This window comes from Undibacterium sp. GrIS 1.2, assembly GCF_040544435.1.
GTDB lineage: Bacteria > Pseudomonadota > Gammaproteobacteria > Burkholderiales > Burkholderiaceae_D > Undibacterium.
The window spans coordinates 69,302-94,622 of record NZ_JBEONP010000018.1; the positions used below are offsets into that span (position 1 = coordinate 69,302).

At 46.3% G+C, this 25,321-nt stretch carries 26 protein-coding genes and 1 pseudogene; 6 read left to right on the top strand and 21 right to left on the bottom strand.

Features of this window, described 5'->3' with window-relative positions; genetic code table 11:
* Nucleotides 1–175: 175 nt before the first annotated feature.
* The 17 genes from AAKU61_RS10050 to AAKU61_RS10130 all read right to left on the bottom strand — a co-directional run bounded on the left by AAKU61_RS10050 (nt 176) and on the right by AAKU61_RS10130 (nt 16,921).
* Nucleotides 176–1,786 carry a sensor histidine kinase gene (locus tag AAKU61_RS10050; RefSeq protein WP_354331827.1) on the bottom strand — a complete coding sequence of 537 codons (1,611 nt, stop codon included), beginning with the start codon at nt 1,784–1,786 and terminating at the stop codon, nt 176–178.
* Between the two features lie 360 nt (nt 1,787–2,146).
* The gene (locus AAKU61_RS10055; RefSeq protein ID WP_354331829.1) at nt 2,147–3,478 is read right to left on the bottom strand and encodes a YVTN family beta-propeller repeat protein; all 1,332 of its coding nucleotides are present in this window, start codon (nt 3,476–3,478) and stop codon (nt 2,147–2,149) included.
* 42 nt (nt 3,479–3,520) lie between these two features.
* Entirely contained in the window at nt 3,521–4,432 is a 912-nt protein-coding gene (locus AAKU61_RS10060) for a creatininase family protein (protein WP_354331831.1), read from the bottom strand.
* Between the two features lie 493 nt (nt 4,433–4,925).
* Entirely contained in the window at nt 4,926–5,120 is a 195-nt protein-coding gene (iscX, locus tag AAKU61_RS10065; protein WP_354331833.1) for a Fe-S cluster assembly protein IscX, read from the bottom strand.
* 28 nt (nt 5,121–5,148) lie between these two features.
* A complete protein-coding gene (fdx, locus tag AAKU61_RS10070; protein ID WP_322119373.1) occupies nt 5,149–5,487 on the bottom strand; it encodes an ISC system 2Fe-2S type ferredoxin in 339 nt (112 codons plus the stop codon).
* Nucleotides 5,488–5,571: 84 nt separating this feature from the next.
* A complete protein-coding gene (gene hscA, locus AAKU61_RS10075; RefSeq protein ID WP_354331835.1) occupies nt 5,572–7,434 on the bottom strand; it encodes a Fe-S protein assembly chaperone HscA in 1,863 nt (620 codons plus the stop codon).
* 542 nt (nt 7,435–7,976) lie between these two features.
* Nucleotides 7,977–8,480 (bottom strand): Fe-S protein assembly co-chaperone HscB, encoded by a 504-nt coding sequence (gene hscB / locus AAKU61_RS10080; RefSeq protein ID WP_354331837.1) that lies wholly within the window; start codon nt 8,478–8,480, stop codon nt 7,977–7,979.
* Between the two features lie 101 nt (nt 8,481–8,581).
* Nucleotides 8,582–8,905: an iron-sulfur cluster assembly protein IscA gene (iscA, locus tag AAKU61_RS10085; RefSeq protein ID WP_354331839.1), complete on the bottom strand. Its 324-nt coding sequence runs from the start codon at nt 8,903–8,905 to the stop codon at nt 8,582–8,584.
* 38 nt (nt 8,906–8,943) lie between these two features.
* Nucleotides 8,944–9,339, bottom strand: coding sequence for a Fe-S cluster assembly scaffold IscU (iscU, locus tag AAKU61_RS10090; RefSeq protein WP_322119369.1), 396 nt, complete (start codon nt 9,337–9,339; stop codon nt 8,944–8,946).
* Between the two features lie 30 nt (nt 9,340–9,369).
* Complete coding sequence (locus AAKU61_RS10095; RefSeq protein ID WP_354331841.1) at nt 9,370–10,623, bottom strand: IscS subfamily cysteine desulfurase; 1,254 nt, start codon at nt 10,621–10,623, stop codon at nt 9,370–9,372.
* A gap of 106 nt (nt 10,624–10,729) precedes the next feature.
* Nucleotides 10,730–11,218: a Fe-S cluster assembly transcriptional regulator IscR gene (gene iscR, locus AAKU61_RS10100; protein WP_354331843.1), complete on the bottom strand. Its 489-nt coding sequence runs from the start codon at nt 11,216–11,218 to the stop codon at nt 10,730–10,732.
* Between the two features lie 264 nt (nt 11,219–11,482).
* On the bottom strand, nt 11,483–11,704 hold the full coding sequence (locus tag AAKU61_RS10105) for a VF530 family protein (protein WP_354331845.1): 222 nt from the start codon (nt 11,702–11,704) through the stop codon (nt 11,483–11,485).
* Nucleotides 11,705–11,844: 140 nt separating this feature from the next.
* The gene (locus tag AAKU61_RS10110) at nt 11,845–12,723 is read right to left on the bottom strand and encodes a substrate-binding periplasmic protein (protein ID WP_354331847.1); all 879 of its coding nucleotides are present in this window, start codon (nt 12,721–12,723) and stop codon (nt 11,845–11,847) included.
* Between the two features lie 11 nt (nt 12,724–12,734).
* Nucleotides 12,735–13,040 carry a helix-hairpin-helix domain-containing protein gene (locus tag AAKU61_RS10115; protein ID WP_354331849.1) on the bottom strand — a complete coding sequence of 102 codons (306 nt, stop codon included), beginning with the start codon at nt 13,038–13,040 and terminating at the stop codon, nt 12,735–12,737.
* 42 nt (nt 13,041–13,082) lie between these two features.
* A complete protein-coding gene (locus AAKU61_RS10120) occupies nt 13,083–13,952 on the bottom strand; it encodes a substrate-binding periplasmic protein (protein WP_354331851.1) in 870 nt (289 codons plus the stop codon).
* Between the two features lie 155 nt (nt 13,953–14,107).
* Nucleotides 14,108–15,610: an L-piperidine-6-carboxylate dehydrogenase gene (gene amaB, locus AAKU61_RS10125; protein ID WP_354331873.1), complete on the bottom strand. Its 1,503-nt coding sequence runs from the start codon at nt 15,608–15,610 to the stop codon at nt 14,108–14,110.
* Nucleotides 15,611–15,829: 219 nt separating this feature from the next.
* Nucleotides 15,830–16,921 (bottom strand): saccharopine dehydrogenase family protein, encoded by a 1,092-nt coding sequence (locus AAKU61_RS10130; protein WP_322119362.1) that lies wholly within the window; start codon nt 16,919–16,921, stop codon nt 15,830–15,832.
* Between the two features lie 164 nt (nt 16,922–17,085).
* Here AAKU61_RS10130 and AAKU61_RS10135 point away from each other — a divergent pair, with 164 nt between their 5' ends.
* Entirely contained in the window at nt 17,086–17,532 is a 447-nt protein-coding gene (locus AAKU61_RS10135) for an Lrp/AsnC family transcriptional regulator (protein WP_322119361.1), read from the top strand.
* 352 nt (nt 17,533–17,884) lie between these two features.
* Here the strand turns inward: AAKU61_RS10135 and AAKU61_RS10140 are convergent, their stop codons facing one another.
* A complete protein-coding gene (locus AAKU61_RS10140) occupies nt 17,885–18,151 on the bottom strand; it encodes a hypothetical protein (protein ID WP_354331853.1) in 267 nt (88 codons plus the stop codon).
* A gap of 266 nt (nt 18,152–18,417) precedes the next feature.
* A complete protein-coding gene (locus AAKU61_RS10145) occupies nt 18,418–18,774 on the bottom strand; it encodes a hypothetical protein (RefSeq protein WP_354331855.1) in 357 nt (118 codons plus the stop codon).
* Nucleotides 18,775–19,146: 372 nt separating this feature from the next.
* Here AAKU61_RS10145 and AAKU61_RS10150 point away from each other — a divergent pair, with 372 nt between their 5' ends.
* Together AAKU61_RS10150 and otnI are read left to right on the top strand one after the other, a co-directional pair.
* Nucleotides 19,147–20,139 (top strand): bile acid:sodium symporter family protein, encoded by a 993-nt coding sequence (locus AAKU61_RS10150; RefSeq protein WP_354331857.1) that lies wholly within the window; start codon nt 19,147–19,149, stop codon nt 20,137–20,139.
* A gap of 35 nt (nt 20,140–20,174) precedes the next feature.
* Nucleotides 20,175–20,975: a 2-oxo-tetronate isomerase gene (gene otnI, locus AAKU61_RS10155; protein WP_354331859.1), complete on the top strand. Its 801-nt coding sequence runs from the start codon at nt 20,175–20,177 to the stop codon at nt 20,973–20,975.
* Between the two features lie 265 nt (nt 20,976–21,240).
* On the opposite strand, the gene AAKU61_RS10160 is transcribed toward otnI, so the two are convergent.
* Nucleotides 21,241–22,269, bottom strand: coding sequence for an NADP-dependent oxidoreductase (locus tag AAKU61_RS10160; protein WP_354331861.1), 1,029 nt, complete (start codon nt 22,267–22,269; stop codon nt 21,241–21,243).
* Between the two features lie 252 nt (nt 22,270–22,521).
* On the opposite strand from AAKU61_RS10160, the gene purU reads away from it, so the two are divergent.
* The 3 genes from purU (at nt 22,522) to AAKU61_RS10175 (ending at nt 24,947) form a co-directional block, all read left to right on the top strand.
* Nucleotides 22,522–23,388 carry a formyltetrahydrofolate deformylase gene (purU, locus tag AAKU61_RS10165; RefSeq protein WP_354331863.1) on the top strand — a complete coding sequence of 289 codons (867 nt, stop codon included), beginning with the start codon at nt 22,522–22,524 and terminating at the stop codon, nt 23,386–23,388.
* A gap of 121 nt (nt 23,389–23,509) precedes the next feature.
* On the top strand, nt 23,510–24,055 hold the full coding sequence (locus AAKU61_RS10170; protein WP_322118278.1) for a YaeQ family protein: 546 nt from the start codon (nt 23,510–23,512) through the stop codon (nt 24,053–24,055).
* A gap of 127 nt (nt 24,056–24,182) precedes the next feature.
* The gene (locus AAKU61_RS10175; RefSeq protein WP_354331875.1) at nt 24,183–24,947 is read left to right on the top strand and encodes a spermine/spermidine synthase domain-containing protein; all 765 of its coding nucleotides are present in this window, start codon (nt 24,183–24,185) and stop codon (nt 24,945–24,947) included.
* A gap of 122 nt (nt 24,948–25,069) precedes the next feature.
* Here AAKU61_RS10175 and AAKU61_RS10180 read toward each other — a convergent pair.
* Nucleotides 25,070–25,228 (bottom strand): annotated as a pseudogene (locus tag AAKU61_RS10180) (IS1595 family transposase); the annotation flags it as partial.
* Between the last annotated feature and the right edge of the window lie 93 nt (nt 25,229–25,321).

A 25,321-nucleotide genomic window follows, 5' to 3' on the forward strand; every position in this document is an offset into this window, starting at 1 on the left:
CATGAATATCTAGATACTCCCCATATTATTTCTATAAAACGTCTAAATGACTAGGGAGTGATTGGACAGATTAAGTATACAGATAGGGAGTATATATGTAGCGAAAGCTCATGGTTGTCAAACACCACATGAGCACAGCTGATAATGCACAAACTTATTGCGCATTACCGATAGATCAGTTGTTTAACAGAGGATTGGCTGAGTTAGCTTGTCCTGGTGCAACCAGCGGGATGCTGATTTCAAATCTGGCACCTTTAGCTGGCTCGCTAGAAACACGGATTTCACCACCGAGCACGTTACTGACGATATTAAAAGTGATGGACAGCCCAAGACCGCTGCCACCCTGACCAAATTTAGTGGTAAAGAATGGCTCGAACACGCGCTTAATGACCTCCGGTGCGATACCTTTGCCGTTATCTTCAAACACGATCAATACGTGGTCGCCCTGACGGTGCGCCGTGCAATACATACGCCCCTCAGGTAAGCCATCCAGGCCATGATTGACTGCGTTGTTGACCAGATTAGTGAAGACTTGACCCAGAGGGCCGGGATAGCTGTCTAGCTGAATATCTGCTGGAATATCCAGTTCTAGCGTGAACGGCGTTTTGCGCAAACTGGAATTGAGTAATGCAGCTAATTCTTGCAAAGTAATCAGCAAGCCGAATTGACGTCGCTGCGCACTCGATTGATCTACGGCGACTTGTTTAAAATCACCGACTAAACGGGCTGCGTGTTGCAAGCCACGTAGCAATAATTTAGTCGATTCATTAGCGGTATTCGCATAGCGAGTTAAGTCGGATTTGCGCATTGCACCCGCATCCATCATCCGCGTTAATTGTTTGGTCTCTTCTTCTAAGGTGCTGGCAACCAAAAGGCAATTGCCTAGTGGCGTATTCAGTTCATGAGCGACGCCTGCCACCATCGAGCCGAGTGCCGCCATACGCTCAACGCGGGCGAGTTCATTTTGCGCATTATTAACATTATTGAGCGCAGTCTCTAGCGTGAGATTGAGGGTTTCTAATTCTTGTGTACGCTGTCTGACCTTGGATTCCAACGTGCCTGAGTATTCAAGCAATTGCTGATTCTTAACTTCAAGTTCTGAGAAAGATCTTTGCAGCGCTTGCCGGGTTGCTTCCAGACTTAGCGCCAGGTGACCAAGTTCATCTTCTCGTTTAAACGAGATAGGCTCGTTGAGCTGCCCATTGGCTAGCTGGTCTGATTCTGTCATCAAGAGCTTAATCGGCTGAACTAGCCGCCATTGCAAGACCAGCAAAATAAATACAACTGCGACGATTAATGAGACAAAGGCTGAGCTGGCGTAGCGTTTAAATTCGGATGCTAGAGTTTCTCGCAAAATATCTTCGGCCAAGGTCAGTTCTACTTCGCCGATGACTTGCTCACCATGTTTAATTTTGCGTTTTTCTACTTTAAACGGACCCTCTTGTAATTTTCTACGAGTGTCGTTTCTAATGAATTCTTTGTGGTCGGGTAGGGTGACGACGCGGATTTCTGCCACGCGCGGGTCGGAATACACCACCTCGCTGGATACTTTGGCGATTTCTGGGGTGATCTGCCAAAGCGGTTCGCTCAAAATAACTGCCAGAATATCGGCCAGACGCTGATGATCCGCAGTCGTACGCTCGCGGGCGGCTGATTCTATGCTGATTTGGTAATAAGGGATAAGGATAACAAACGGGGCAAGCAGGCCAAATACCACGGCAAGAATGATCGCCAGCCTTAAGGTGAGCCGACCGCGAACCGCAGAAAGAAAGTCTTGAAACTGCATTGCAAGATCCTTGTGCATCACTTCTTGTTAGCGAGTGCTACTGGAACGCTCATGATCGCCTCAACATTGACGACAATCAGAGCCTTAGCGCATGTGATCTGTGTTCTAGCTTCTGCTACCGTCAACATTTACGCCATCAAGCAAAAGAACGCACTTGCATGGAATGGGTAGCAGATTTAAATGACGCAAGAGAATCTAATTGATCATTTTATTGATACTAAAATACTTTTTACGCTTAAGCAAGAAACTCACTTTGCTAATAGCCGCAAAAAATACAATTGACCGAGAGAAATCAAGCGCAGTGAATTTAAGCTAACTCTATTTGCCGCGTTAATGCACATTAACGTGCATTAATTTGAATTAACGCAGATTGCCTGTATGTCCCAAAGAATATCTGCCCGGCTGAGGCCAGACGGTCAGGCCGTGTGGTTCTTGTCCGACGGCGATCTGGATGACCGCACCAGATGTTGTGTCAATCCGATAAACCACATCATCGAAGCGACCAGACAGCCACAAAGATTTACCATCGACGCTGACGTTACCCATATCTGGACTACCACCGCCTGGAATCGGCCATTGTGCTACGACTTTTTCGCTAGCGAAATCGATAACGGTGACACTACCCTTGCCGCGACGTTTGCCGTGGATTTTGTGGGTGCCGCGATTGGCGACATACAGTTGTTTGCCGTCACGGCTCGGATATATACCGTGCGCGCCCAAACCGGTCGGAATAAAGCCGACTTCTTTAAACGCTTCGCCATCGACGATATGCACACCGTCGGCATCCATATCGGCGATATAAAAGCGCTTGCCGTCGGGAGAGCTGCGAATATCCTGCGGCATGCCTTTAGCTGAGGTACAAATTTCGCTGCCAGCAGGGCCGTTCAGTGCTGATGCAGCTGCATCAACGCCTTCTTTAAAGCGGGTACGAGGCACGTTTAATTTTAAGTAGCCAAGAACCTTGCGGTTGACCAGATCAATTTTTGCGACGCTGCCTTCGAACTCGCATGTAAACAATGCATAGCGCCCGTCAATCGAAAAATCGGCGTGGTTAATGCCACCGCATTTAGGCGCATCAATCGTGTATTGCAATGCCATTGTTTGCGGATCGCGGAAATCTAGCCTGTGCAAAGCCTCTGCAACAACAATCGCGGACTTACCGTCCGGCGTGAAATACATATTATAAGGATCATCCACTGGTACGGATTTTCCGGGTTTGCTGGTACGCGGATCAATCGGTGTCAGGCTGCCGTTATTGCTGCGTTCGGCGTTATTGGCGACCCAGAGTGTACGCAAATCCCATGCAGGAACGACGTGCTGTGGTGCGATGCCAACTTTGAATTTGCTGACGACTTTCATGCTGGCCGGATCGATCACGTACACGTCGTTTGAACGCAGGTTAGGGACGTAAACACGCTCCAGATGATCATTAACAACGGGGCTTAAATGCGTGCTGCCGTTCTCGCTATACAGATTGCGTGGGTCGATTACCGCTGGCATGCCTGGTACCGTCGCTATGGCTGAAGGTAACGCGTTGACCGTTGCAGGAGTGGCAGAGGTGGCAGGTGCGCCGATGACTTGGGTCGCCATCGTGATACCCACTCCAGCGACAACAAGGAGTGCTGTAGATACGAGACTGACTTTGAGTTTGCTGGCAGATGATTTTGCAGACGTTTTATTCAGATTCAACATTATTTCCTTTGCTTGCGCTTACTTATTTACGCTTATTTGTGCTTATTTATGTTTGTTAATCGTAGCTTCCTCATGCTCGCGCAAAGCTGCGCGGATGGCATTGACGGAAGTTTCTACAATACGCTGTACACCTAATTGTCCTAATTCTACGGTGGCGCGTCGCGGGTCGCCGTAAACGCCGTCTTGCGGTCCCGGCTTCGCGGCACGAGCAAGAGCTTCAGTGCGCACCATGGATTTATCAACTGCCAGCATCAATGCGGTATCCGCCAGACCGGCATGAGTACCGATTTCTGCTTCGCTAAAACCGCGACTCTTTAAATCTGCGATATAAGCGGTTTGGGTAATTCGGTAATAATTCAGCAAGGCAATCACCCGGCAGCCAGGATCGTTGGCCCATTCGCGGTTGAGTTTGGCGGCGACTTTGTCCTCATTTTTTTGGTAACCGCCATGATCACCTAAAAAGATGACATGACGAAAACCATGTTGTTTAAAACTACGGGCAGTTGCCTCCAGAATCGATTCAAAAGTCGCATCAGGAATCGAAATCGTTCCGGTAAATCGCATATGCGCGACCGGCGGATGGATAGACCCTTCCGGCACATAACTGATGACTGGTGCCACCACGGTATTGCCGAGTTTTTGTGCGATTTGTCTGGCTAGCACATAGGCGCGGGTATTGTGTTTGCCGAGCGCAATATAGGGGCCGCTTTGCTCGGTGCCACCGATGGGAACCAGAATCGTAGTCGTGCCAGCAGCAATTTTGTCGCGCAGTTCAGAGGAGGACAATTCATCGATATTGACAATCATATTGTCGGAGCTGCTTGCTGCTACATTGGCTACATTGGCTACATTGGCTGCGTGGGCTGGCACTGTGCTTGTCAGCAAATAGCTTAAAAGTGAGCAGGCCAAAATTGTGCAAAGGATTTGTCCGCGTTTCAATGGATGCATCAGCATAATGACTCGGGAATTGGGGATACGATTATCGCCGTATGTATGAGCTGTTTCTCCACCGGAGATGCCATTTCAATAGGGATGCGAATTTTGATGGATACTCGTTTCATGTAGCGCTTATGAAGTGCGGTGGCTGGTACAGATCGATCTAAAGTCATCTGAACCGGCAGTTGCCGAAAGGCCTCTATTATAGGCGCTTGGGTTTGATGAACTGGCAGATCGTGAGCCTTGTTTAAGAATTTATTGATTCTGCTCAATTACATTAGAAAAAATCCATGCTGTAGCGAGAAATTTTTTGATGGACATAGCTCGACTGGTGATTTCTACATAGTCGTTGAAAGCCTGAAATTAGTCTTGATTTTTTTCGGCTATTTTAAAGCTTTGCCATACTTCTAGGATAATACTGCCCCTGTGTATTATTTAATTGTCCAAGTAAATATTGGACAATCTGGCATCATTGCTAAAAATAATGGGGAGTATATGCTTATGGAAGCAATTAACGGGCTTCTTCTATCCATGCCATCTGGATCGCTTCCAGAATTTTTTCGCCAGAATGTTGCGGATCGTCGTCAAATTCCGCCAACTCACAGACCCAACGATGCAGGTCGGTGAAGCGTATCGTCAGCGGATCGATATCCGGGAATTTATCGTACAGCGCTTCGGCTATTTGCTGAGAGTCTATCCATTTCATGATGCGCTCCTCATTTCTGACAACGAGTTTAATGATTCTCGCGTGCGTGATTGATTGTATATTTCGGGATTTCTATCGTGATGTCTTGCTTGCCGAGTTTGACCTGGCATGACAAGCGGGAGTTAGCTTCTAATCCCCAGGCCGCATCGAGCAAGTCTTCTTCGTCCTCAGTTGAGCCGTTTAAGGATTTAAATCCCTCGCGGATAACGACGTGACAAGTAGTACACGCGCAGGACATCTCGCAGGCATGTTCGATTTCTACATCGCTTTCTACCAGCGCCTCGCACAGAGATTTTCCTTCTTCGGCTTCGATCACTGCGCCATCTGGGCAGAGTACAGGATGAGGTAAAACGATAATTTGTGGCATGGTGTTCTCTATTCTTTTCTCAATAATGACATTAGTGCAGATGACAGATCGCTTGCGCGTTGTTGCAATAGTATTTGCAAGAGCTTAAATGTCGTCTAATTTTTTTCCAGATAAGGCAGTACGCACGCTTTGATCCATGCGTCTCGCAGCAAATTCTTCAGTACCATCCGCCAACGCTGTAATCGCTGCTTTTAAAACATTGTGGTCGCTACCTTGGGCTTGCTGACGTACTACGCCCATCAGGCCTGCAATCGTGGTTTTTTCGGTTTCGGATAAAAGCTGAGCGTCACCTTGCAGTGCTGATTCAGTCGCCAGTAAAATACGTTCGGCTTCGACTTGTTCTTCTTTCAGCGCGCGTAGTTGCATGTCACCTTCTGCCGAGGCAAAAGAGTCTTGCAACATGCGGGCAACCTCATCGTCACCCAAGCCATAAGATGGTTTGACCGTGATTGAGGCCTCAACACCAGAACTTAACTCGCGCGCGGCGACCGATAACAAGCCATCAGCATCGACCTGGTACGTAATGCGGATGCGCGCTGCGCCAGCTGCCATCGGCGGAATGCCGCGCAGCTCAAAGCGGGCGAGGGAGCGGCAATCGCTGACCAGTTCGCGTTCGCCTTGTACGATATGGATCGCTAACGCAGTCTGACCATCTTTAAACGTTGTAAATTCTTGCGCTCTTGCACAGGGGATGGTGGAGTTGCGTGGGATGACTTTTTCTGCCAGGCCACCCATGGTTTCTACACCCAAAGAGAGTGGGATAACGTCGAGTAGTAACCAGTCATCGCCCGGCGCGCGGTTGCCCGCCAGTAGATTAGCCTGAATCGCAGCTCCGAGCGCAACGACTTTGTCGGGATCAATATTGGCTAGCGGTATCGTCTGAAAAAAATCACCAACCGCTTTACGTACATGCGGCATGCGGGTAGCACCACCCACCATGACGACGCCATCGATATCATCGATCGTCAAGCTAGCGTCGCGCAGCGCTTTTTTACATGGTGCGATCGTTTTAGCGACTAGTGTTTGCGTGATCTCGACAAACTGGGCGGCACTGACGGTGACGTGCACTTGCTCACCGGATTCCAGTACCGCATCTACCATGGTCGAATTTTTGGTAGAGAGAATTTCTTTGGCTTCGCGCGATTTCACCATCAGCAAGCGAGTGTCGCTATCGGACAATGGTGCTAGTTGAGCCTGCTGCGCAATCCAGCAAAATAAGCGGTGATCAAAATCATCGCCGCCTAAGGCAGAGTCGCCGCCGGTCGCCTGAACCTCAAACACACCTTTGCTCATGCGTAAGATGGATATATCAAAAGTGCCGCCACCGAGGTCATACACAGCAAAAATGCCTTCTGACGCATTGTCCAGACCATAGGCAATTGCAGCGGCGGTAGGTTCATTCAGCAAACGTAATACATTTAACCCAGCGAGTTTTGCCGCATCTTTGGTTGCCTGTCTTTGTGCGTCATCAAAATAAGCGGGGACGGTAATGACCGCACCGACTAAATCATCACCGAGAGCATCTTCTGCCTGCTGACGCAAAGTCGCCAAAATCTGGGCAGAAATTTCTACCGGACTTTTTATTCCCGCCACCGTTTTCACCTGCACCATACCCGGGACATCGTGGAAGTCGTAAGGCAAATTTTCTGCGTGGGCAATATCTTTTAGCCCGCGACCCATAAAGCGCTTGGCGGAAATGATGGTGTTCTTAGGATCGATCGTTTGTGCTTCTTGCGCTTTGTAGCCGATATGCGCATGGCCATTGGGCAAATAACGCACCACCGATGGCAGCAAGGCGCGACCCTGCTCATCATTCAATACTTCGGGAATGCTGTTACGTACTGTCGCTACTAGCGAGTTGGTTGTGCCAAGATCAATCCCCACAGCCAGACGATGCTGATGCGGTGCGGTGGACATGCCTGGTTCTGAAATCTGAAGTAATGCCATTTGTTTAGGTCGCTTGATGTTGACAATTAGTTGACAATGAGTTGACTATTTTTTCTGATGCGATGCTGTGCGCCAGCGATGTATTTTGTGCTTAATGTGATGATATAAAACTGTGCTGAATTTGTTTCGAGCTTGTATTTACCTTGACTAAACTTCGTCTATTTTTATTTTTGCTTGGTCGTTGCTTTGTCTTGATTAAAGACTTGTTCTTTCTGATTGATGAGGTAAAACCAAGACTTCAAAGTTATAGCGTTGAGTAACATCATCACAGCTTGTACTACATTTATCCGGTGGCTTACGAGTATACTTAATTACGACGATCATCATCGCAATTTCAATATACTCCCCATTATTTTTATCAATATTGCCAGATTGTCCAATAATTCTATGGACGATTAAAATATACTAATGGCCAGTATATTTATTATTGCAGCTAAAAAACTGATTTCACAAGCATGTTTTAATCGTAAAAAAAGGTGATTCATGCTCACCTGATTTTTGTGACACTGGTTCTGCTAAATCTAACCCCGATCAATCCTGAGTTAATCTTCAATCGCGGCAATATCCGCCCGAAATTTCTCCAGAAACATGCAAGCGCGTATCAATTGTGCTGCCTGAGCAAAATTCTGTTGATCTAGCGCATGTCCGACATCTGCCAATTGCTCTTTGAGCTCAGCGCTGAGTTCATTTTCAAGAGCACTTAAGGCCGATTGATCGCCGGATTGTCTCGCGTCATCAAAAGCCTCACGCCATTCCATTTGCTGCATTAAAAATGCGGCGGGCATAGCTGTATTGGACTCTGTCTGCAAATCCACACCATGTAACTCGCACAAATAAGTTGCCCGTTTCAGCGGCTTTTTTAAAGTCTGATACGCCTCATTAGCGCGGGTTGCCCATTGCATGGCGACGCGTTTTTCTGCATCGCTGGCTTGTACAAATTTATCGGGATGTACTTTGGATTGCACTCCTCGATAAGCCGCATCAAGCTGGGACTGGTCCAGTGCAAATTGCTGTGGCAACTGGAACAGGTCGAAATGATTTTGCATCCGCTGTAATTACTTTCTGATGTCAAATATTAGAGTCTGTTATTACTCATTCGCACTCCCGATTTGAGTGATAACAGGCTCTAGAGGTCTGCTTTAAATATTTAAATACGGAAGCTTTCACCGCAACCACATTCATCTTTCATATTGGGATTGCGGAATTTAAAGCCTTCGTTCAGACCTTCGCGGGCAAAATCCAGCTCGGTACCGTCGATGTAGGGCAAGCTTTTGGGATCGACAAAGACTTTGACACCATGTGACTCAAATATCTGATCATCACTACCAATCTCGTCCACATACTCCAGCTTGTAAGCCATGCCCGAACAACCAGTCGTCCGCACACCGAAGCGTAAGCCTATGCCTTTGCCGCGGCGTTCCATGTAGCGGCTGACATGCTTAGCCGCTTTTTCTGTCAATGTGATTGCCATCTTGGTTCCTGTTGAATCAAATGTACTGGCACCTGAACTTAGGCGCTTTGCTCTGTCGCGTGTTTGGTTTTGTAATCTAATACAGCGGCTTTAATCGCATCTTCTGCCAGAATCGAGCAGTGGATTTTGACTGGAGGCAGCGCCAGTTCTTCGGCGATGTGGGTATTTTTGATATCCAGAGCCTGATCCAAGGTTTTGCCTTTGACCCATTCAGTCACCAGCGAGGAGGATGCAATCGCAGAACCACAGCCATAGGTTTTGAACTTGGCGTCTTGAATAATGCCATCTGCACCAACCTTGATTTGCAGCTTCATGACGTCGCCGCATGCTGGCGCGCCGACCATGCCGGTACCGATAGTGTCATCGCCCTTGTCAAACGCGCCGACGTTACGTGGATTCTCGTAGTGATCCAATACTTTTTCTGAATATGCCATTTTGATACTCCTAATAGGTTCGCTGCGGAATTAGTGGGCAGCCCACTGAATAGAGCTGATGTCTATTCCGTCCTTGTACATATCCCACAATGGTGACAGCTCGCGCAGTTTGGCCACTTTGGTTTTGATCAGGTTGATCGTAAAATCAATATCTTCTTCTGTCGTAAAGCGACCAATCGTAAAGCGGATTGAACTGTGTGCGAGTTCGTCGCTACGACCTAAGGCGCGCAATACGTAAGACGGCTCCAGACTGGCGGAAGTGCAAGCCGATCCGGATGACACCGCGATCTCTTTAATTGCCATGATCAGCGATTCGCCTTCGACATAATTAAAGCTGACGTTGAGGTTGTGCGGAACACGATGATCCATATCGCCATTGACGTAAGTTTCTTCAATATCTTTTAAACCGTTTGCCAGACGATCGCGTAAAAAACGGATGCGTGTCAGTTCGCTTTCCATTTCTTCTTTCGCGATACGGAAAGCTTCGCCCATACCAGCAATCTGGTGTGTAGCCAAGGTACCAGAGCGCATGCCGCGTTCGTGACCGCCGCCATGGATCTGCGCTTCGATACGGACACGTGGTTTGCGACGAACATACAAAGCACCAATCCCTTTTGGGCCATAACTTTTATGCGCGCTAAAGCTCATTAGATCGACTTTAGTTTTTTCCAGATCGATTTCTAATTTGCCGGTCGCTTGTGCCGCATCGCAATGGAAAATGATGCCTTTAGAGCGGCACAGTTCACCAATTTCATCAATCGGTTGAATCACGCCGATCTCATTATTGACATACATTACAGAGACCAAAATCGTGTCCGGACGAAGCGCTTCTTGTAATTGCTCAATCGTGATCAAACCATTTTCTTGCGGTTGCAAGTAGGTCGCATCAAAGCCTTGGCGTTCTAGCTCACGTACCGTATCCAAGGTTGCCTTGTGTTCGGTTTTAATCGTGATGATGTGCTTGCCTTTGGTTTTGTAAAACTGTGCAGCACCTTTTAATGCGAGGTTGATACTTTCCGTCGCACCGGAAGTCCAGACGATCTCGCGCGGATCAGCATTGACCAGGGCGGCCACATGAGCACGTGCCTCTTCTACCGCTTTCTCTGCATCCCAGCCGTACATATGGCTGCGTGACGCAGGATTGCCGAATTGCGCACGCAGGTAAGGAATCATTTTATCTGCAACGCGCGGATCTACTGGCGTGGTCGCCGAGTAGTCCATATAAATAGGGAAGTGCGGTGCCAGTATGGTGTCGATCAGGCTTTTTTCCAGCGGGGCGTTCATTGTGATACTCCAAAATTACTGCGGGTTCAATAGACGATATGTTCGTAGATCAATAATGGATCAAGTTGCTACATCAGCGTAATACATCAGCGTGTTACATCAAGTTCTATATGTTGACCGGTTGGACGTGGACAGTTTTATGCTGAACGACGACCACGGATTTTTCTGCATTTCTTTGTTGCTGTTGATTGACTAAATCTTGTAGCGAGACAGAATCCAGATAATCCACCATTTTTACATTCAGCGTTGCCCACAACTCATGGGTCATACAATGGATACCATTGCTTTGGTCGCTACCGTGACAATTACCTTTGCCCCCGCATTGGGTCGCATCCAAGGCCTCATCTACGGCAATGATGATGTCTGCAACAGTGATTTTTTGTGCTTTACGTGCCAGCGTATAACCGCCACCGGGACCGCGTACGGATTCGACGATTTCATGGCGACGCAACTTGCCGAACAACTGTTCCAGATAGGAAAGAGAAATATCTTGCCTCTGGCTAATACCGGCCAAGGTGACAGGACCTTTATCTTGGCGTAAAGCCAGATCGATCATTGCTGTCACAGCGAAACGGCCTTTGGTGGTCAGGCGCATGAGTGGTTTGCTCCAGGCGAAAATTCAGATACTGTTTTAGTGAAAAATCACTAATTAGCTCAAACAGTGATGGGATAAAGCTTGAGCGTTTCCCTCAAGTATAGCAAACTTGAGTGAAACTGTCAGGTATAGGCTAGAAGTGGAAAAGCAAGGCAATAGGTAGTTCTGAGATTTTATCTAAAACTGAGGCTGAGTATGACTTTGCGGGCAGTTGATTTGATTATTGCTAAGCAATCGTAATTCCATAAAAATTTTCTTTGCTGGTCAGGCATTTCCTGATTGCAAGTAAATTTGTTCTAGTTTTTCTCTTGCCCAAGGTGTTTTGCGCAAAAATTTGAGGCTGGATTTAATGCTGGGATCAAGCTCAAAGCAGCGAATGCTGAGCTGTTGGGCCAAGCCTTCCCACCCATATTGTTCTACCAGCTTGGTTAGAATTGCTTCTAGTGTTATGCCGTCTAAGCTGAGTTTTTGGACTGTGTTGTTCATTGTGTTTTATTAAAAAATTGTTTAAACCAGAATTAATTTAAGACAATATCAGCATGATCCTCGTTGAATACGGTTGTCAAATACAGTTGTCAAATGCCGCAAATCAAAGGAAATAAATCAACATCCTGACGTCAACATCTTTACGGTATGTACCATAGTTCTGGTCGGTTCAGCGGTAGTTTACTTGGGCTGATGAGCGGATTTTTTAGGTTGATGATGGTTCTGTTTTTAAGATTGATATTTTTAATTGTGGCTTGGTGGTATTTTAAAAAAATTCTCTCAAATTCACCGGTTTTTATCATTTTCTCTAAACCTTCTTGTATATCTTCAGCCAGCTTTGGATTGCGGGGAGTGACAAAAAAGTAATAGGCTGATTGATAATGTAATGCGATATGCGTATCAATATGCAGGTTTTGCTCGGGGTGGGCTTTATATTCATTTTCTACTTCAACAATCGAGCGAGGAAAATACATAAACCGTCCCGCTTCCAGCATAGAAAAAAGTGGTTCATAAGTAGTGGAAACTTCTACCGGCAAACCATTACTTTTCAGGATGCCGACATCTGGCCAATCTTGTTCCTGACCTGCGGACAAAGTGGCCAATGCTTTGATCGATTTAATCTCTTTAAAAATATCGCTATTTTCTTTCGTTACTATCGGAATTCTCCATCCGATCAGACCTTTGTCGATGGGAATTCTTACCGGAATTAATTGCGCTTCGCGCTCGTCCGTCGTCATAGTCCATAAAATATCAATCAGGCCAGACGCTGCCTTCATTTCATAGATTGATCTGCCTTGCTGCATTTTTGCAATACTGGGTATGAGACGATAATTATTATCAGAATTTTTTAGCGCAGTTCTGAGCAATTCAAGCACATATTTATTATGTGGATCGTTGGTTGCCACCGAGGCTGGATAGCGAATTTGTACAGTCGGTTTAGCGATGGCGATTACTTGGCTGGCCAGACAGATCAGGCAGATGGCGAAAGAAATTGAGTAAGGTAGGCGTTTGATTAACATGAACTCAGGGCTTATTCAGGATCAGCTGAGGTCATGTTGGAGGCCAAATACGCTTTTCGTTCTTCTGTGTAATCCCACCAAGGTAGAGCAGGTGCTCCCTCCATAAAGCGTACTGCTGATATGAAGGTGTCGATCACACAGGGATCGTGCCTCGCATTGGTGAGAATGCACAATTCATCATACATAGCATACGGATCTCGCCCCTTGAGTTGTTCTGGTAGCTCTATACCAAGCAAGCGTAAATCACCCGCGCAGGCTTTACCTACATTGGGTAGATCTTCCAACTTGCGGATTTTTTCTCTTGGTGGCTTAGGCATATCAAAAAATAGAGATTAAGGGACAAATGGCTGTTTAAAAATTTAAGGACGATACCAAAGCTCAGGTTTATTCAACGGCATTTTTTCTGCCGAGAGCAAAGGATTAGTTAGCTCTATGACGATTCTTTGTTTAATGTTGGCTTGCTTAATTGTTACTTGCAGATGTTTTTGAAATATTTTTTCAAAGCTACCATTTTTGATCATTTCTTCAAGACCATTTTGAAGATCTTCTGCCATTTTACGCTCACGTGGCGTGACAAAAAAATACATCGCTGCCGGATAGTGCAAGATGATATTTTTGTCTATGGCAAGGCCATGCTTGGGATGGGATTCGACTTCTTTTTGGATTTCAAATACTGACCGTGGAAAATAATCGAATCGCCCAGCTTTAAGCATATTAAATAAAGGCTCGTAAGAGGTAGACGTATTCACTAGCAAACCGTTATTTTTTAAAATTGCAACGTCTGGCCAGTCAAGCTCTTGTCCTGCGATAAATGCATTTAAATCTTTTATCGATTTTACGTTACGAAGTAAATCACTATTTTGCATTGTCACCAGCGGAATACGCCAACCAATCAAGCCTTTATCGATGGGGATTCGGATGGGAATTAATTGCGTCTCGCGCTCATTGGTTGTCATTGTCCACAAGATATCTATCCCGCCAGTGCCAGTCGTCATCTCATAAATTGCTCGCGCCTGCTGCATAGGATCTTCATTGGCTATCAGCTGATATGACTGGCCGCTATATTTTATCGCTTGCCGTAATAGCTCCAGAATATATTCACCCTGGGGATCATATAGTGCAGAGAGACGAGGGTAGCGAATGATTTGTGTTGTTGCCGCGGATACGCAGACAGGTTCCGCCAGACATAAAAACAGAGTGAAAATAGAGAGCAACTGCTTGATAGACATCGGAGATCACCTATGAAGTTGTTCTGCTGCTGAGTGTCGTAATATAGTAAGAGATTAGTTTAATCTGCTTACTCATTGGTGAGTGAGTGAATGTATCTTTTATGTTAAAAAAAACCGCCAACAAAGTGGCGGTTTTAAAAGGAAGCAAATATTGATCAGATATCGAAACTAATACCTTGTGCCAATGGCAGTGAATTACTGTAATTGATGGTGTTGGTTGATCTGCGCATATACGCTTTCCAGGAGTCGGAGCCAGATTCGCGACCGCCGCCGGTTTCTTTTTCACCACCAAATGCACCGCCGATTTCTGCGCCTGACGGGCCGATGTTGACGTTGGCAATACCACAATCGCTGCCACTGTCAGACATAAAGCGTTCTGCTTCCCGCATGTCAGTGGTGAAGATAGAAGACGACAAACCTTGCGGTACTTCGTTGTTCCAGTCAATCGCCTGTTGCAGATCGGTATAGCGCACGATGTACATAATTGGCGCGAAGGTTTCATGATGCATGCTGAGGGTCTGAGTCGGCATTTCTACTAATGCGGGTCGCACGTAAAAACCGTTTTCGCATCCTTCAATTGTCACCCGTTCGCCACCAAACACTTTGCCTTGTTCTGCACTGGCCGTTGCGAGTGCCATTTGCATTGCATCAAATGCAGCGCTGTCAACTAGCGGACCGATCAAGGTGGATTTGCTGCCCGGATTGCCGATCGGCAGATCTGCGTAAATTCTCTTCAAGCGTGGTATCAAGGTGTCGTACACACTGTTATGTACGAACAGGCGGCGCAGGGTAGTGCAGCGCTGTCCCGCAGTGCCAACGGCGGAGAAAGTAATGCCGCGAACTGCCATTTCCAGATCAGCGCTTTCAGCGACGATCATGGCGTTGTTGCCGCCCAGCTCCAGGATGGTACGGGTCAGACGTTTGGCGCAAGCTTCAGCTACTTGGCGACCCATACGTGTGCTGCCAGTTGCGCTCACCAATGCCACACGTTTGTCGTTAACCATTTGTGCGCCAGTGCTGCGGTCGCCGATGATCAGTTCTGCCAAGCCTTCCGGAGCATCGCTACCAAATTTTGCGACGGCTTTCATAAATAAAGCGTGGGTTGCGATTGCAGTCAGAGGTGTTTTTTCTGAGGGTTTCCAGGTCACGCTGTTACCGCAAACGAAGGCTAATGCCGCGTTCCATGCCCATACTGCAACCGGGAAGTTGAAGGCAGAAATGACACCAACGACACCAAGCGGATGCCAGACTTCCATCATGCGATGGCCTGGACGTTCTGATGCAATAGTTAGGCCATATAACTGGCGCGACAAACCAACTGCGAAGTCGCAGATGTCGATCATTTCTTGTACTTCGCCTAAACCTTCTTGAAGAATTTTGCCGGCTTCTAAAGTCACTACCAGGCCGAGTTGTTCTTTATGCTGGCGTAGTTCTTCGCCGAACAAGCGGACTAACTCGCCACGACGAGGCGCTGGCACATTGCGCCAGTGCAAAAAGGCTGATTGCGCACGGGTGATTTTGGCATGCACCTGGTCTGAATTGTCTGCGCGCAAAGTGGCGAGAGTAGCGCCATCGATTGGCGAGACACTAGACAGATCCTGACCTTGGTAGTCGGCGAGATTGACGCCGAGTTGACTTAACACTGTTGCGATATTCATGTTGTCCATATTGGTCTCCAAAATGGTTTGTCTGGCTATGGCAGCGTATCTGGGTAAGATATGTTGCGGATGCGCCTTGACGAATGAGGTTTAAAAATATTGCTACAAAATTTAAAAATAAATAGGGTGAGCAGTGAAAAACAATGCGCACCCTGAGCGAAGAGATTGTAATCGTTAACGAACCTTCACCTGGTTAATTACCGAATTTAGTTACTTAGCTTATGCCGCGTAGTACTGACCGAAACGATTCGCCAGGAAATCAGCCAAATTTGCCTGCTCTTGACGCACCAGACCATGCTTAGGTAATTTGCCAGTCACAACCAAATCCACCATGGCGCAAATGCCGGATGCCGTAGTCAACTGGATAGCTGACAGCAATTGTCCGTTGACGACTTGAGCGTAAATTTTCTTAGCGTAGGACTCTTGTTCCAGACGACCTTCACGCATACCGACTACGCTGACAAATACCAAAACCACGTCTTGCTTGGTCATTGGAATGGAGGTTTCTAATACGTCTTTCAAGATTGGACGACGTTCCAGTTTGCCCAATTCCAAATCGCGGATCAACATTTTGACGATATCGCGATGACCGGGGTAACGCACGGTTTTGTAGTTCAGATTTTGGACTTTACCTTGCAGACTCTCGCATAAAGTACCTAAGCCGCCGGAGGTGTTAAATGCTTCGTAATCGATACCGTCCAAGGAGAAATGTTCGATTTCTTCCAATGCTGCTGTCTCGCGCAACTGACCGTCAACGATGGCTTCGCAAGGATTGCAATATTCGTTGATCAGACCGTCAGTGCTCCAGGTCAGATTGTATTTCAACGCGTTATTCGGGAAGGTCGGCAAAGCACCGACGCGCATGCTGACATCACGCAGACTGTCAAAACGTTTTGCGACATCATTAGCGACGATAGAGATAAATCCTGGTGCCAGTCCACATTGCGGGACAAATGCGCAATCCGCGCCCTCTGCCAGTTGTTTGACGATGCGTGTGCTTTCCACATCTTCAGTCAGATCGAAATAATGAGAATTCGCCGCTTTGGCTGCGCCAGCAATGATGGGTGTCAAAAAGTAAGGACAAGCAGACAAAGTCACTTTATGGCCGCGGATCAGCTCAGTTACTGCTGCTTTGTCGCCCAGATCCAGTTGCACGGTTGTTACGTTAGGGAAGCCCGCTTGAGCCACATATTTCAGACGTTCTACATCACGGTCGGCAACGGTAATCAGGTAATCGCCAGTGTGTGACAGCAAATTGAGGATAGCGTCGCCGATTTTGCCGGCGCCAAGCAGAATGAGTTTAGTGGTCATGGGAGTCTCCAGAGGTTTGGTGTAAAAAAGCTGTAAATATTTTGGCAATGGTGTCAGTGTAAAAGCAATGTTTGTCAGATAATAGAGTGTAAATTATCGTCAATATGCAGGATTAAAATATAATATGACTGATAATTACTACAATATGACTATATGGAGTGCCAATGAAGCCCAACCTAGACGATATCGATAACAAAATCCTCGCCTTGCTAATGGATAACGCCCGGCTGCCAGTCACCACCATCGCAAAACAAGTTGGTATCGCCAGAACCACGGTGATTGCCCGCATCAGCGCGCTAGAAAAGCAGGGGGTGATAGCTGGTTATGGACTTAAGCTGAATCAGACTATGTTTCAGCCAGCAGTGCGGGCATATGTAGGCTTGTCGGTAGAGGCGCGTTTTGCTCCCAATTTGATGAAATATTTACAGCAATTGCCCGAGGTGGAGACTTTGTGCGCGGTGAGTGGTGCGATTGATTACATGCTGACTTTGCGTTGCGGCACCACCGAAGTGTTAGATCGCTTATTGGATCAGATCGGTGCATTGGATGGCGTGCGGCAGACTTCGACGTCGATTATTCTGAGCAAGCGGATTGATCGTAGTGCTCTGTGATGGTCTGCTTTAGTTTGGAGATTGGTGATAAATCAGAGTGGATATAAATATATACTCATAGGGAGTAAATATTAATCGCCCTTATAAAGATTGGACAAGTAGGTGTTTTTGATAAAAAAATTGGGGAGTATATTGATTTTCTTCAGCTTGTGAATGGAAAATCGCTGAAGATTTTATTTTTTTAAACTTTTGTGCAGACCTTAACTAAGCTAAGGGCACTTGTTGAAACGTTTTACCAATGTCATCACTGTGCGCGGTGAATACTTACGATGAATGCACTCGTCAAACTTTGATATTAAATTGAAATGACCGTCAGAATAACAGTCAAAATAGCAATTAAAACAGTAGTAATTTAAGAATTATTGGCAGGTTTGACTTGCATTTTTTTATCGTCAGCCACGGATTTTTTAGGTGAGCTACTGTCGGCAAAATGAGTCTTAGTTTGGCGCAGAATCTGTAAGTGGACTGAGGCTCTGTCCATACCACTTCGGTCAAGCAGGATTGAGTTTTGTGCTGAGGCGCGTACGGGCGCAGCCGCAGAATCAGTGTTTGACTGTGTTGCAATCGGTGCAGATATTGCCATCGCGACGAATTGCTGGCTAAAAGCTGTGCTGGCCATGATTGCCAAAACAGATAAGCCGAATAAAAGAGATTTTTTTAACATAATAGCTTTGCATTTTAAATGAATTGCGACGATCAGACGCTTTAATTATGTAACTTGTTTGTAGGTTTTTTTCTACATTTACGACATATCAAATAAATGACGAACAGGTGTCAAATCCAGTATTTAATTCAGTATCTAATCTAGGATTAAGCACACTCAGATCATTTTCAGGCAGTAGCGTCAATTCCTTGTAGCCAGAGCTTAAAAATCTAGAGATAACTTTATACCGAGTGGCGAATAATTCTGTTCGATTGAGCCGTTGCCTGACGGATCGTCAATGCTTCTTTATCCATTGCCAATTTTTCTTCTGTTGTTAAACGTTTAGCTGAGATCAATACTGTTTGTATGGTCGGCGCTGTGGTCGACTCTATTGCTGCTGCTGTTACGATGGATGTTTGTTGATCGTAAGCCAGTTTTTCCTCAGCGCTAAGACGTTTTGCGACGATCGTTACGGTAGATATCGCGTTATCTGCGTTGGTATTGACCGGTGATTGGTAAGCTGATGATACTGCCAGAACACCTGCGATCAATGCGATGGAGAAGATGCCGGTAGTGTTGAATTTGTTAATGGTTTTCATGGTGATGCTCCTTTGGGTAATTAAGATGTTTAATTAAGCGTGCTTCAATGAATTTGTGTGTTTGTGTTGCGATGTCATCACTGTAGGCAAGTGACTCTGGAGTTGCTATGCGAATGCGACGGAATGCATAAAGTCAGGGATGAAGCAGGTTAAAACACGGCTGGAGCGTCAGCGATTTGTTTCTAAATAAACAAAAATGTCAGTGATTAGATTGCCAGCATATAACCAATGTAAAGTCAGCACCTAAAGCGCCAGGCTTGTCAGTCTGTAGCAAATTGTATTTGGATAGCTATGACACGCTTGAGATAGCGAGGCTTACAGTACAATCAAAGTATTCTCTATTTTCTCTCCACGCACTCCGCGTATTCCAATATGAAGCGTCCCCGTTTTTTGCCCGATAACATGACCTTGCTGATATTGGCAGTCGTCCTGACGGCGAGTATCTTTCCTTGCACTGGCAATGTGGCAGTTGGTTTTGACTATGTAACGACGTTCATGATTGGCCTGCTATTTTTTATGCATGGCGCAAAACTTTCTCGTCAGGCTGTGATTGCCGGTGCAGGTCACTGGCGTTTACATCTAACAGTATTGTTATTTACCTTTGCAGTTTTCCCGATTCTTGGTTTGCTATTGAAACCTGTACTGCTGTGGATGATTACACCTGAGCTGTATCTTGGTATTTTATTTTTATGCGTGCTGCCCTCAACCGTACAATCGTCGATCGCTTTTACCTCGGTCGCGCACGGTAATGTACCCGCAGCGGTTTGTAGCGCATCTGCCTCCAATTTGCTCGGTATTTTTCTCACGCCTTTATTAGTCAGCCTGATCGTTGTATCGAATGGCGCTAATCATTCTTCATTTGATGCAGTATTAAAGATTGTGTACCAATTGCTGCTGCCGTTTGTGGCTGGCCAATTAGTGCGACCTTTGATCGCACCCTGGATAGAGAGAAATAAAGATGTCCTTAAGATGGTCGATCAAAGCTCTATTCTGTTAGTCGTTTATGTCGCTTTTAGCGAGGCTGTTGTACAAGGTTTGTGGAAGCAGGTACCGCTGGTGATGTTGGCCAGTCTGCTGATCATTAGCGGTGTGATGCTGGCGATTATCATCTTCTTAACGTCTTATGCCAGCCGTCAGTTCGGTTTTAGTAAAGAGGATGAAATTACTGTCGTTTTTTGTGGTTCCAAAAAGAGTCTCGCCAGTGGCGTACCAATGGCAAAAGTTTTATTCGCCAGCCACACGGTAGGCATGGTGCTGCTACCGCTGATGTTGTTCCATCAATTGCAGCTAATGGTCTGCGCCGTGTTAGCGCAACGTTATGCTCGTAGAAATGAAATAGCTGGACTAGGGTCTGTTGACACTTAAAACCGAAAAATAGAAATAATTACGAAGGAGTCGCGATGCCCCGTTTTGCCGCTAACCTCAGCATGATGTATACCGAACACGCCTTTATTGACCGCTTTGCTGCTGCCGCTAAAGATGGATTTAAAGGGGTAGAATTTTTATTCCCTTACGATCATCCAGCTAGCCAATTACGTCAGAATTTAGATGAGCATGGACTGCAACAAGTTCTCTTCAATGTCTCTCCTGGAAATTGGATTGCGGGCGAGCGAGGTCTGGCGTCGTTGCCGGGACGTGAGGATGAGTTTAAGCATGCGATTGATGTCGCACTAGATTATGCCCGCGTGTTGGGTAATCGTACATTACATGTCATGGCAGGATTAATACAGCCTGAGCAAGAAGAGCTGGACAGAGCGCGCCATCGTGCCGTATATCTTAAAAATCTTGCCTATGCTGCGTTGCTTGCTGCAAAAGAGGGCATCACTGTAGTGATTGAACCCATCAATACACGCGATATGCCCGGTTATTTTTTGACCCATCAGCAAGAGGCGCAAGAGATTTGTACTGAAATCGGCGTAGAAAATCTGCAAGTGCAATTTGATATTTATCACTGCCAGATTATGGAAGGCGATGTCAGCAAAAAGCTTCAGCGCGATATGCAGCGCAAGCATGGCGGCATTGGCCATATCCAAATTGCAGGTGTGCCAGATCGGCATGAACCCGATCTGGGCGAGCTGAATTATCCATATTTGTTTAGCCAGATCGATGCGCTGGATTATGCAGGCTGGATCGGTTGTGAATACAGACCGAGGGCAGGGACATCAGAGGGATTAAATTGGTTAAAACCTTGGCTGGCATGAGATTGTCAGACCAAATGCTGGGCTAATTCATCACAGCTAAAAAACCTATACTCCCCCATTTTTTTATAAAATGAGCCGTATTGTCCAAGGAATCATTGGACACTTAATAAATACGGGTGGGAGTATATATTGGCGATATTCGGCGATTAAACCGAATATCGCGAAGTTGTTCACTAGCTTGCGCATTGAGTCGCTTACTAAGTCGCCATTCATGTTATGACCGGAATGACGACTTAACATGCGCAACTAATCAGGCAATTCTGATTTACTCTTCGCCCACTTGCAAAATTAGTTTGCCGAAGTTTTTACCTTCAAATAGCATCATCAAAGTATCGGGGAAAGTCTCGATACCTTTGACGATATCTTCCCGCGTATGGAATTTGCCTTGCGCCATCCATACGCCCATTTCTTTGACTGCATCACCATAACGCGCCGCATAGTCGAAGACGACGATGCCTTCCATACGGGCACGGTTGACCAGCAATGACAGATAATTTGCCGGACCTTTGACGGGCGTTGTATTGTTGTATTGAGAAATCGCGCCGCAGATAATAATGCGTGCTTTCATGTTGATGCGGGTTAGTACGGTATCCAGAATTTCGCCACCGACATTATCAAAATAAATGTCAACGCCATTCGGGCAATGTTCTTTCAAGCCATCTTTGACTGAGCCATTTTTATAATCAATACAAGCATCAAAACCCAATTCTTTAACGACGAAATCACATTTATCTTTGCCGCCCGCGATGCCGACGACGCGACAACCTTTTTGTTTCGCGACTTGACCCACAGTCTGGCCGACCGCGCCAGCGGCGCCGGAGACCACTACGGTTTCCCCCGCTTTTGGCATGCCGACATCCAACAATCCGAAGTAAGCGGTCATGCCAGGCATGCCCAATGCGTTCATGTATTTTGGCAATGGTGCCAGCTTAGGATCGACCTTGTAGAGTCCAGCAACTTTATCGTCAGCCGCACCAACCCAGTATGTTTGTACACCAACACCGCCAGAGACATAATCGCCGACGGCAAAGCGGGACGATTTTGAAGCAATCACTTTACCAATACCACCGGCGCGCATGACTTCGTTAATCGCTACCGGACGGATGTAAGATTTGCCTTCGTTCATCCAGCCGCGCATGGCTGGGTCCAGCGACAGATAAATCGCTTGTACGACGATTTCGCCATCGACGATATCGCGTACGGCTTCCGTCGTAAAAGACCAGTCAGTATGTTTTGGGTTGCCGACCGGACGGGCGGCGAGACGATATTGTTGATTGCTGAGTGTGTTTGTCATGTTGTCTCCAGGTTTTTATTGGATGGGTTGCAAATTTAAAATGCAATGTGAAATCTAAAAAAGCGTACTAAAGATATCTATCATTGAGATAGCAATGAATCATCAAACTATACACGATTAATTAGAACGATCGTGCTTTTAAATTGATTTAAGACGCATCAAGTGGCATGCGACAATACGCACTCGTTTTTTTGCACTACATCGACAGTTTTTTGCTGATTTCTTTTGATTTCTAAAGCATTACCTTTAACTATGTATCCAGAATATATCCTAACCCTGTCTTGTCCAGATCAACGTGGCATTGTTCACAAAGTTTCCGGCTTCCTGGCCAACCATGGCTGCAATATTATTGATTCCGCCCAATTTGGCGATGCGCAATCGGCTTTGTTTTTTATGCGCGTTCATTTTGCGGCGGAGGACGCTGCGATCAGCGATACCAGTTTACGACAAGGTTTTGCTGCATTGGGTGGCGATTTTCAGATGAACTGGCAATTGCATGATGCGCGCCACAAACCGCGTGTGATGTTGATGGTTTCCAAGATCGGGCATTGCCTCAACGATTTGCTGTTCCGCTATAAAAGCGGTTTACTGCCGGTGGAGATTAAAGCGATCGTTTCTAACCATACCGATTTTTATCAGTTAGCGGCTAGTTACAATATTCCATTCCATCATTTGCCTTTAGCTGCCGGGGCATCTGCCGATGCCAAGCGTGTGCAAGAACAAAAAATTGTCGAACTCGTCGAAGCGAATGAGATTGAACTGGTCGTTCTAGCACGTTATATGCAGATATTGTCACCAGAGTTATGCAATGCCTTACAAGGCAAGGCAATCAATATTCACCATTCGTTTTTGCCGAGTTTTAAAGGTGCTAAGCCGTATTATCAGGCGCATGAACGTGGCGTTAAGCTGATTGGTGCAACCGCGCATTTTGTTACCGGTGATCTGGATGAAGGTCCGATTATTGAGCAAGATGTAGAGCGCGTCGATCATGCGATGGAGCCAGACACACTGACCGCGATAGGACGTGATGTGGAGTGTGTCGTACTAGCGCGCGCTGTGAAATGGTTTGTCGAGCATCGTATTTTGTTGAACGGACATAAGACTGTCGTTTTTAAATAAGCAGATAGTCTTTTTCACCGAATTCACTGGTTCCGTTCGCTAGCTCAATTGCTAGCCTGTTTGCTAGTTCAAGGGGTATGCGCCAAGCGGATGTCCCATTATTTTTTAAAGTAGAAGTTGCATGGCACTCAAATCCACCATTTATAAAGCTGATCTGAATATCTCTGACATGGATCGCGGCTATTACGCTGACCATAGCCTGACCATCGCCAGACATCCGTCCGAAACGGACGAACGTATGATGATCAGAGTCTTGGCATTTGCCATCCATGCCAGTGAAAAGCTGAGTTTTGGCAAAGGCATTTCCGATACCGAAGAACCCGATTTATGGGAAAAAGATTACACAGATGCGATCCAGCTTTGGGTCGAAGTAGGGCAGCCGGATGACCGTCGTTTGCTCAAAGCTTGCGGCCGGTCTGAGCAAGTGGTCGCCTATAGTTATGCCAGCACCAGCGACATCTGGTGGAAGCAAATGAATAGCCGCCTCGATCGCGCCAAAAATCTTAAGGTCATGAATGTGCCCGCGGCTACCAGTCAGGCGCTTGCCAAACTCGCACAAAGAAATATGCAATTGCAATGCACGATTCAAGATGCGCAGATCTGGCTGACAGCAGGGGATGAGTCGGTACAAATTGATCTGGAAACCTTTAAGGCCGATCAGGCTTAATTGAAATTTGATTTTAAGTCTGCAAACTAATTCTGTTTCTAATTCTGTTTCTAATTCCGTTCCTAAGTCGGTACCTAAGTCCGTTCCTAAGTCTGAATAAAGTCTAATCATCTTGGTCAAATCATTGATGTCTATTTTTAAGCCTAAGTCATTTAAATTTCCTCCGGTAACGACAGCAGAGGACGACGGCGTGCGTTTTCTGCACCTGGGGACACCGATGGTGCAGGGCGCAATGCGTTTAACTAAACCAGACGCGATTGAGCTTGAATACGTGCAAAACATGGTGGTGTGGGTGTTATTTAAAACCGAGCCACAACATATCGCACAATTAGGTCTGGGTGCTGCGGCGCTGACTAAATTCAGTTATCGCCAGTTTCCCGATGCCCGAGTGACTGCGGTTGAACTCAATCCTGCCGTGATTTCTACTTGCGAGGCTTTATTTGCCTTGCCACCGAACGACGCGCGTTTGCAAGTCCGCAATATGGATGCGATGGACTTTGTACTGGATCGTGCTCAGCATAATACGATCGATGTTTTGCAAGTCGACTTATACGATGAACTATCACGCGGTCCTGTTTTAGATAGCCCTGAGTTTTATCAAGCCTGCGCTGATTGCTTGACGGAAGACGGCATCATGACGACGAATGTGTTTGGCGACTACGACAGCTATGCCAAAAATATTGATGCGATGAAGTTGGTATTTGATGCCGTAGTCTGGCTACCGGCAGTTGACGATGAAAATCTGGTTGTCATCGCTTTTAAAAAAGCACCTTCTCTCGATTTTAGTGATTTATACGAGCGCGCCAGTGTAGTTAAGAAAAAATATAATTTACGCGCTAAATCCTGGGTCGATGGATTGAAGTTGTGGATGAAAGAGCAGGTTGGCGAGTAATATTTTTTAGTGAAAATCATGCATTTTTATAGAGGCGGGCTGCGTGAACATATTTATATTTATCTTATTGGTCAAAATAATTTGAAACATAATTTAAATAGGGTCTTAGGAGGCAAACGAAGTTAAAGAGGATGATCCCTAAGTAATTTTAGCGGAGCGAGATAGAGGTCATCATGGCGATGGTAAAAGCGAAATTCACACTCTTTTAAATGCAACGGGAACGTATGTTTTGCAATGCCATTGAATTTTGCCAGACGACGTTTAGCAAAGCCCCAAAATGAGCCTGTAAATAAATTTGTGTAAATGTCCACGGCCTATTAACCTCACCCGAGGAATTGACCGATGAATATTGTAATGGATAGAGACAAACTAAA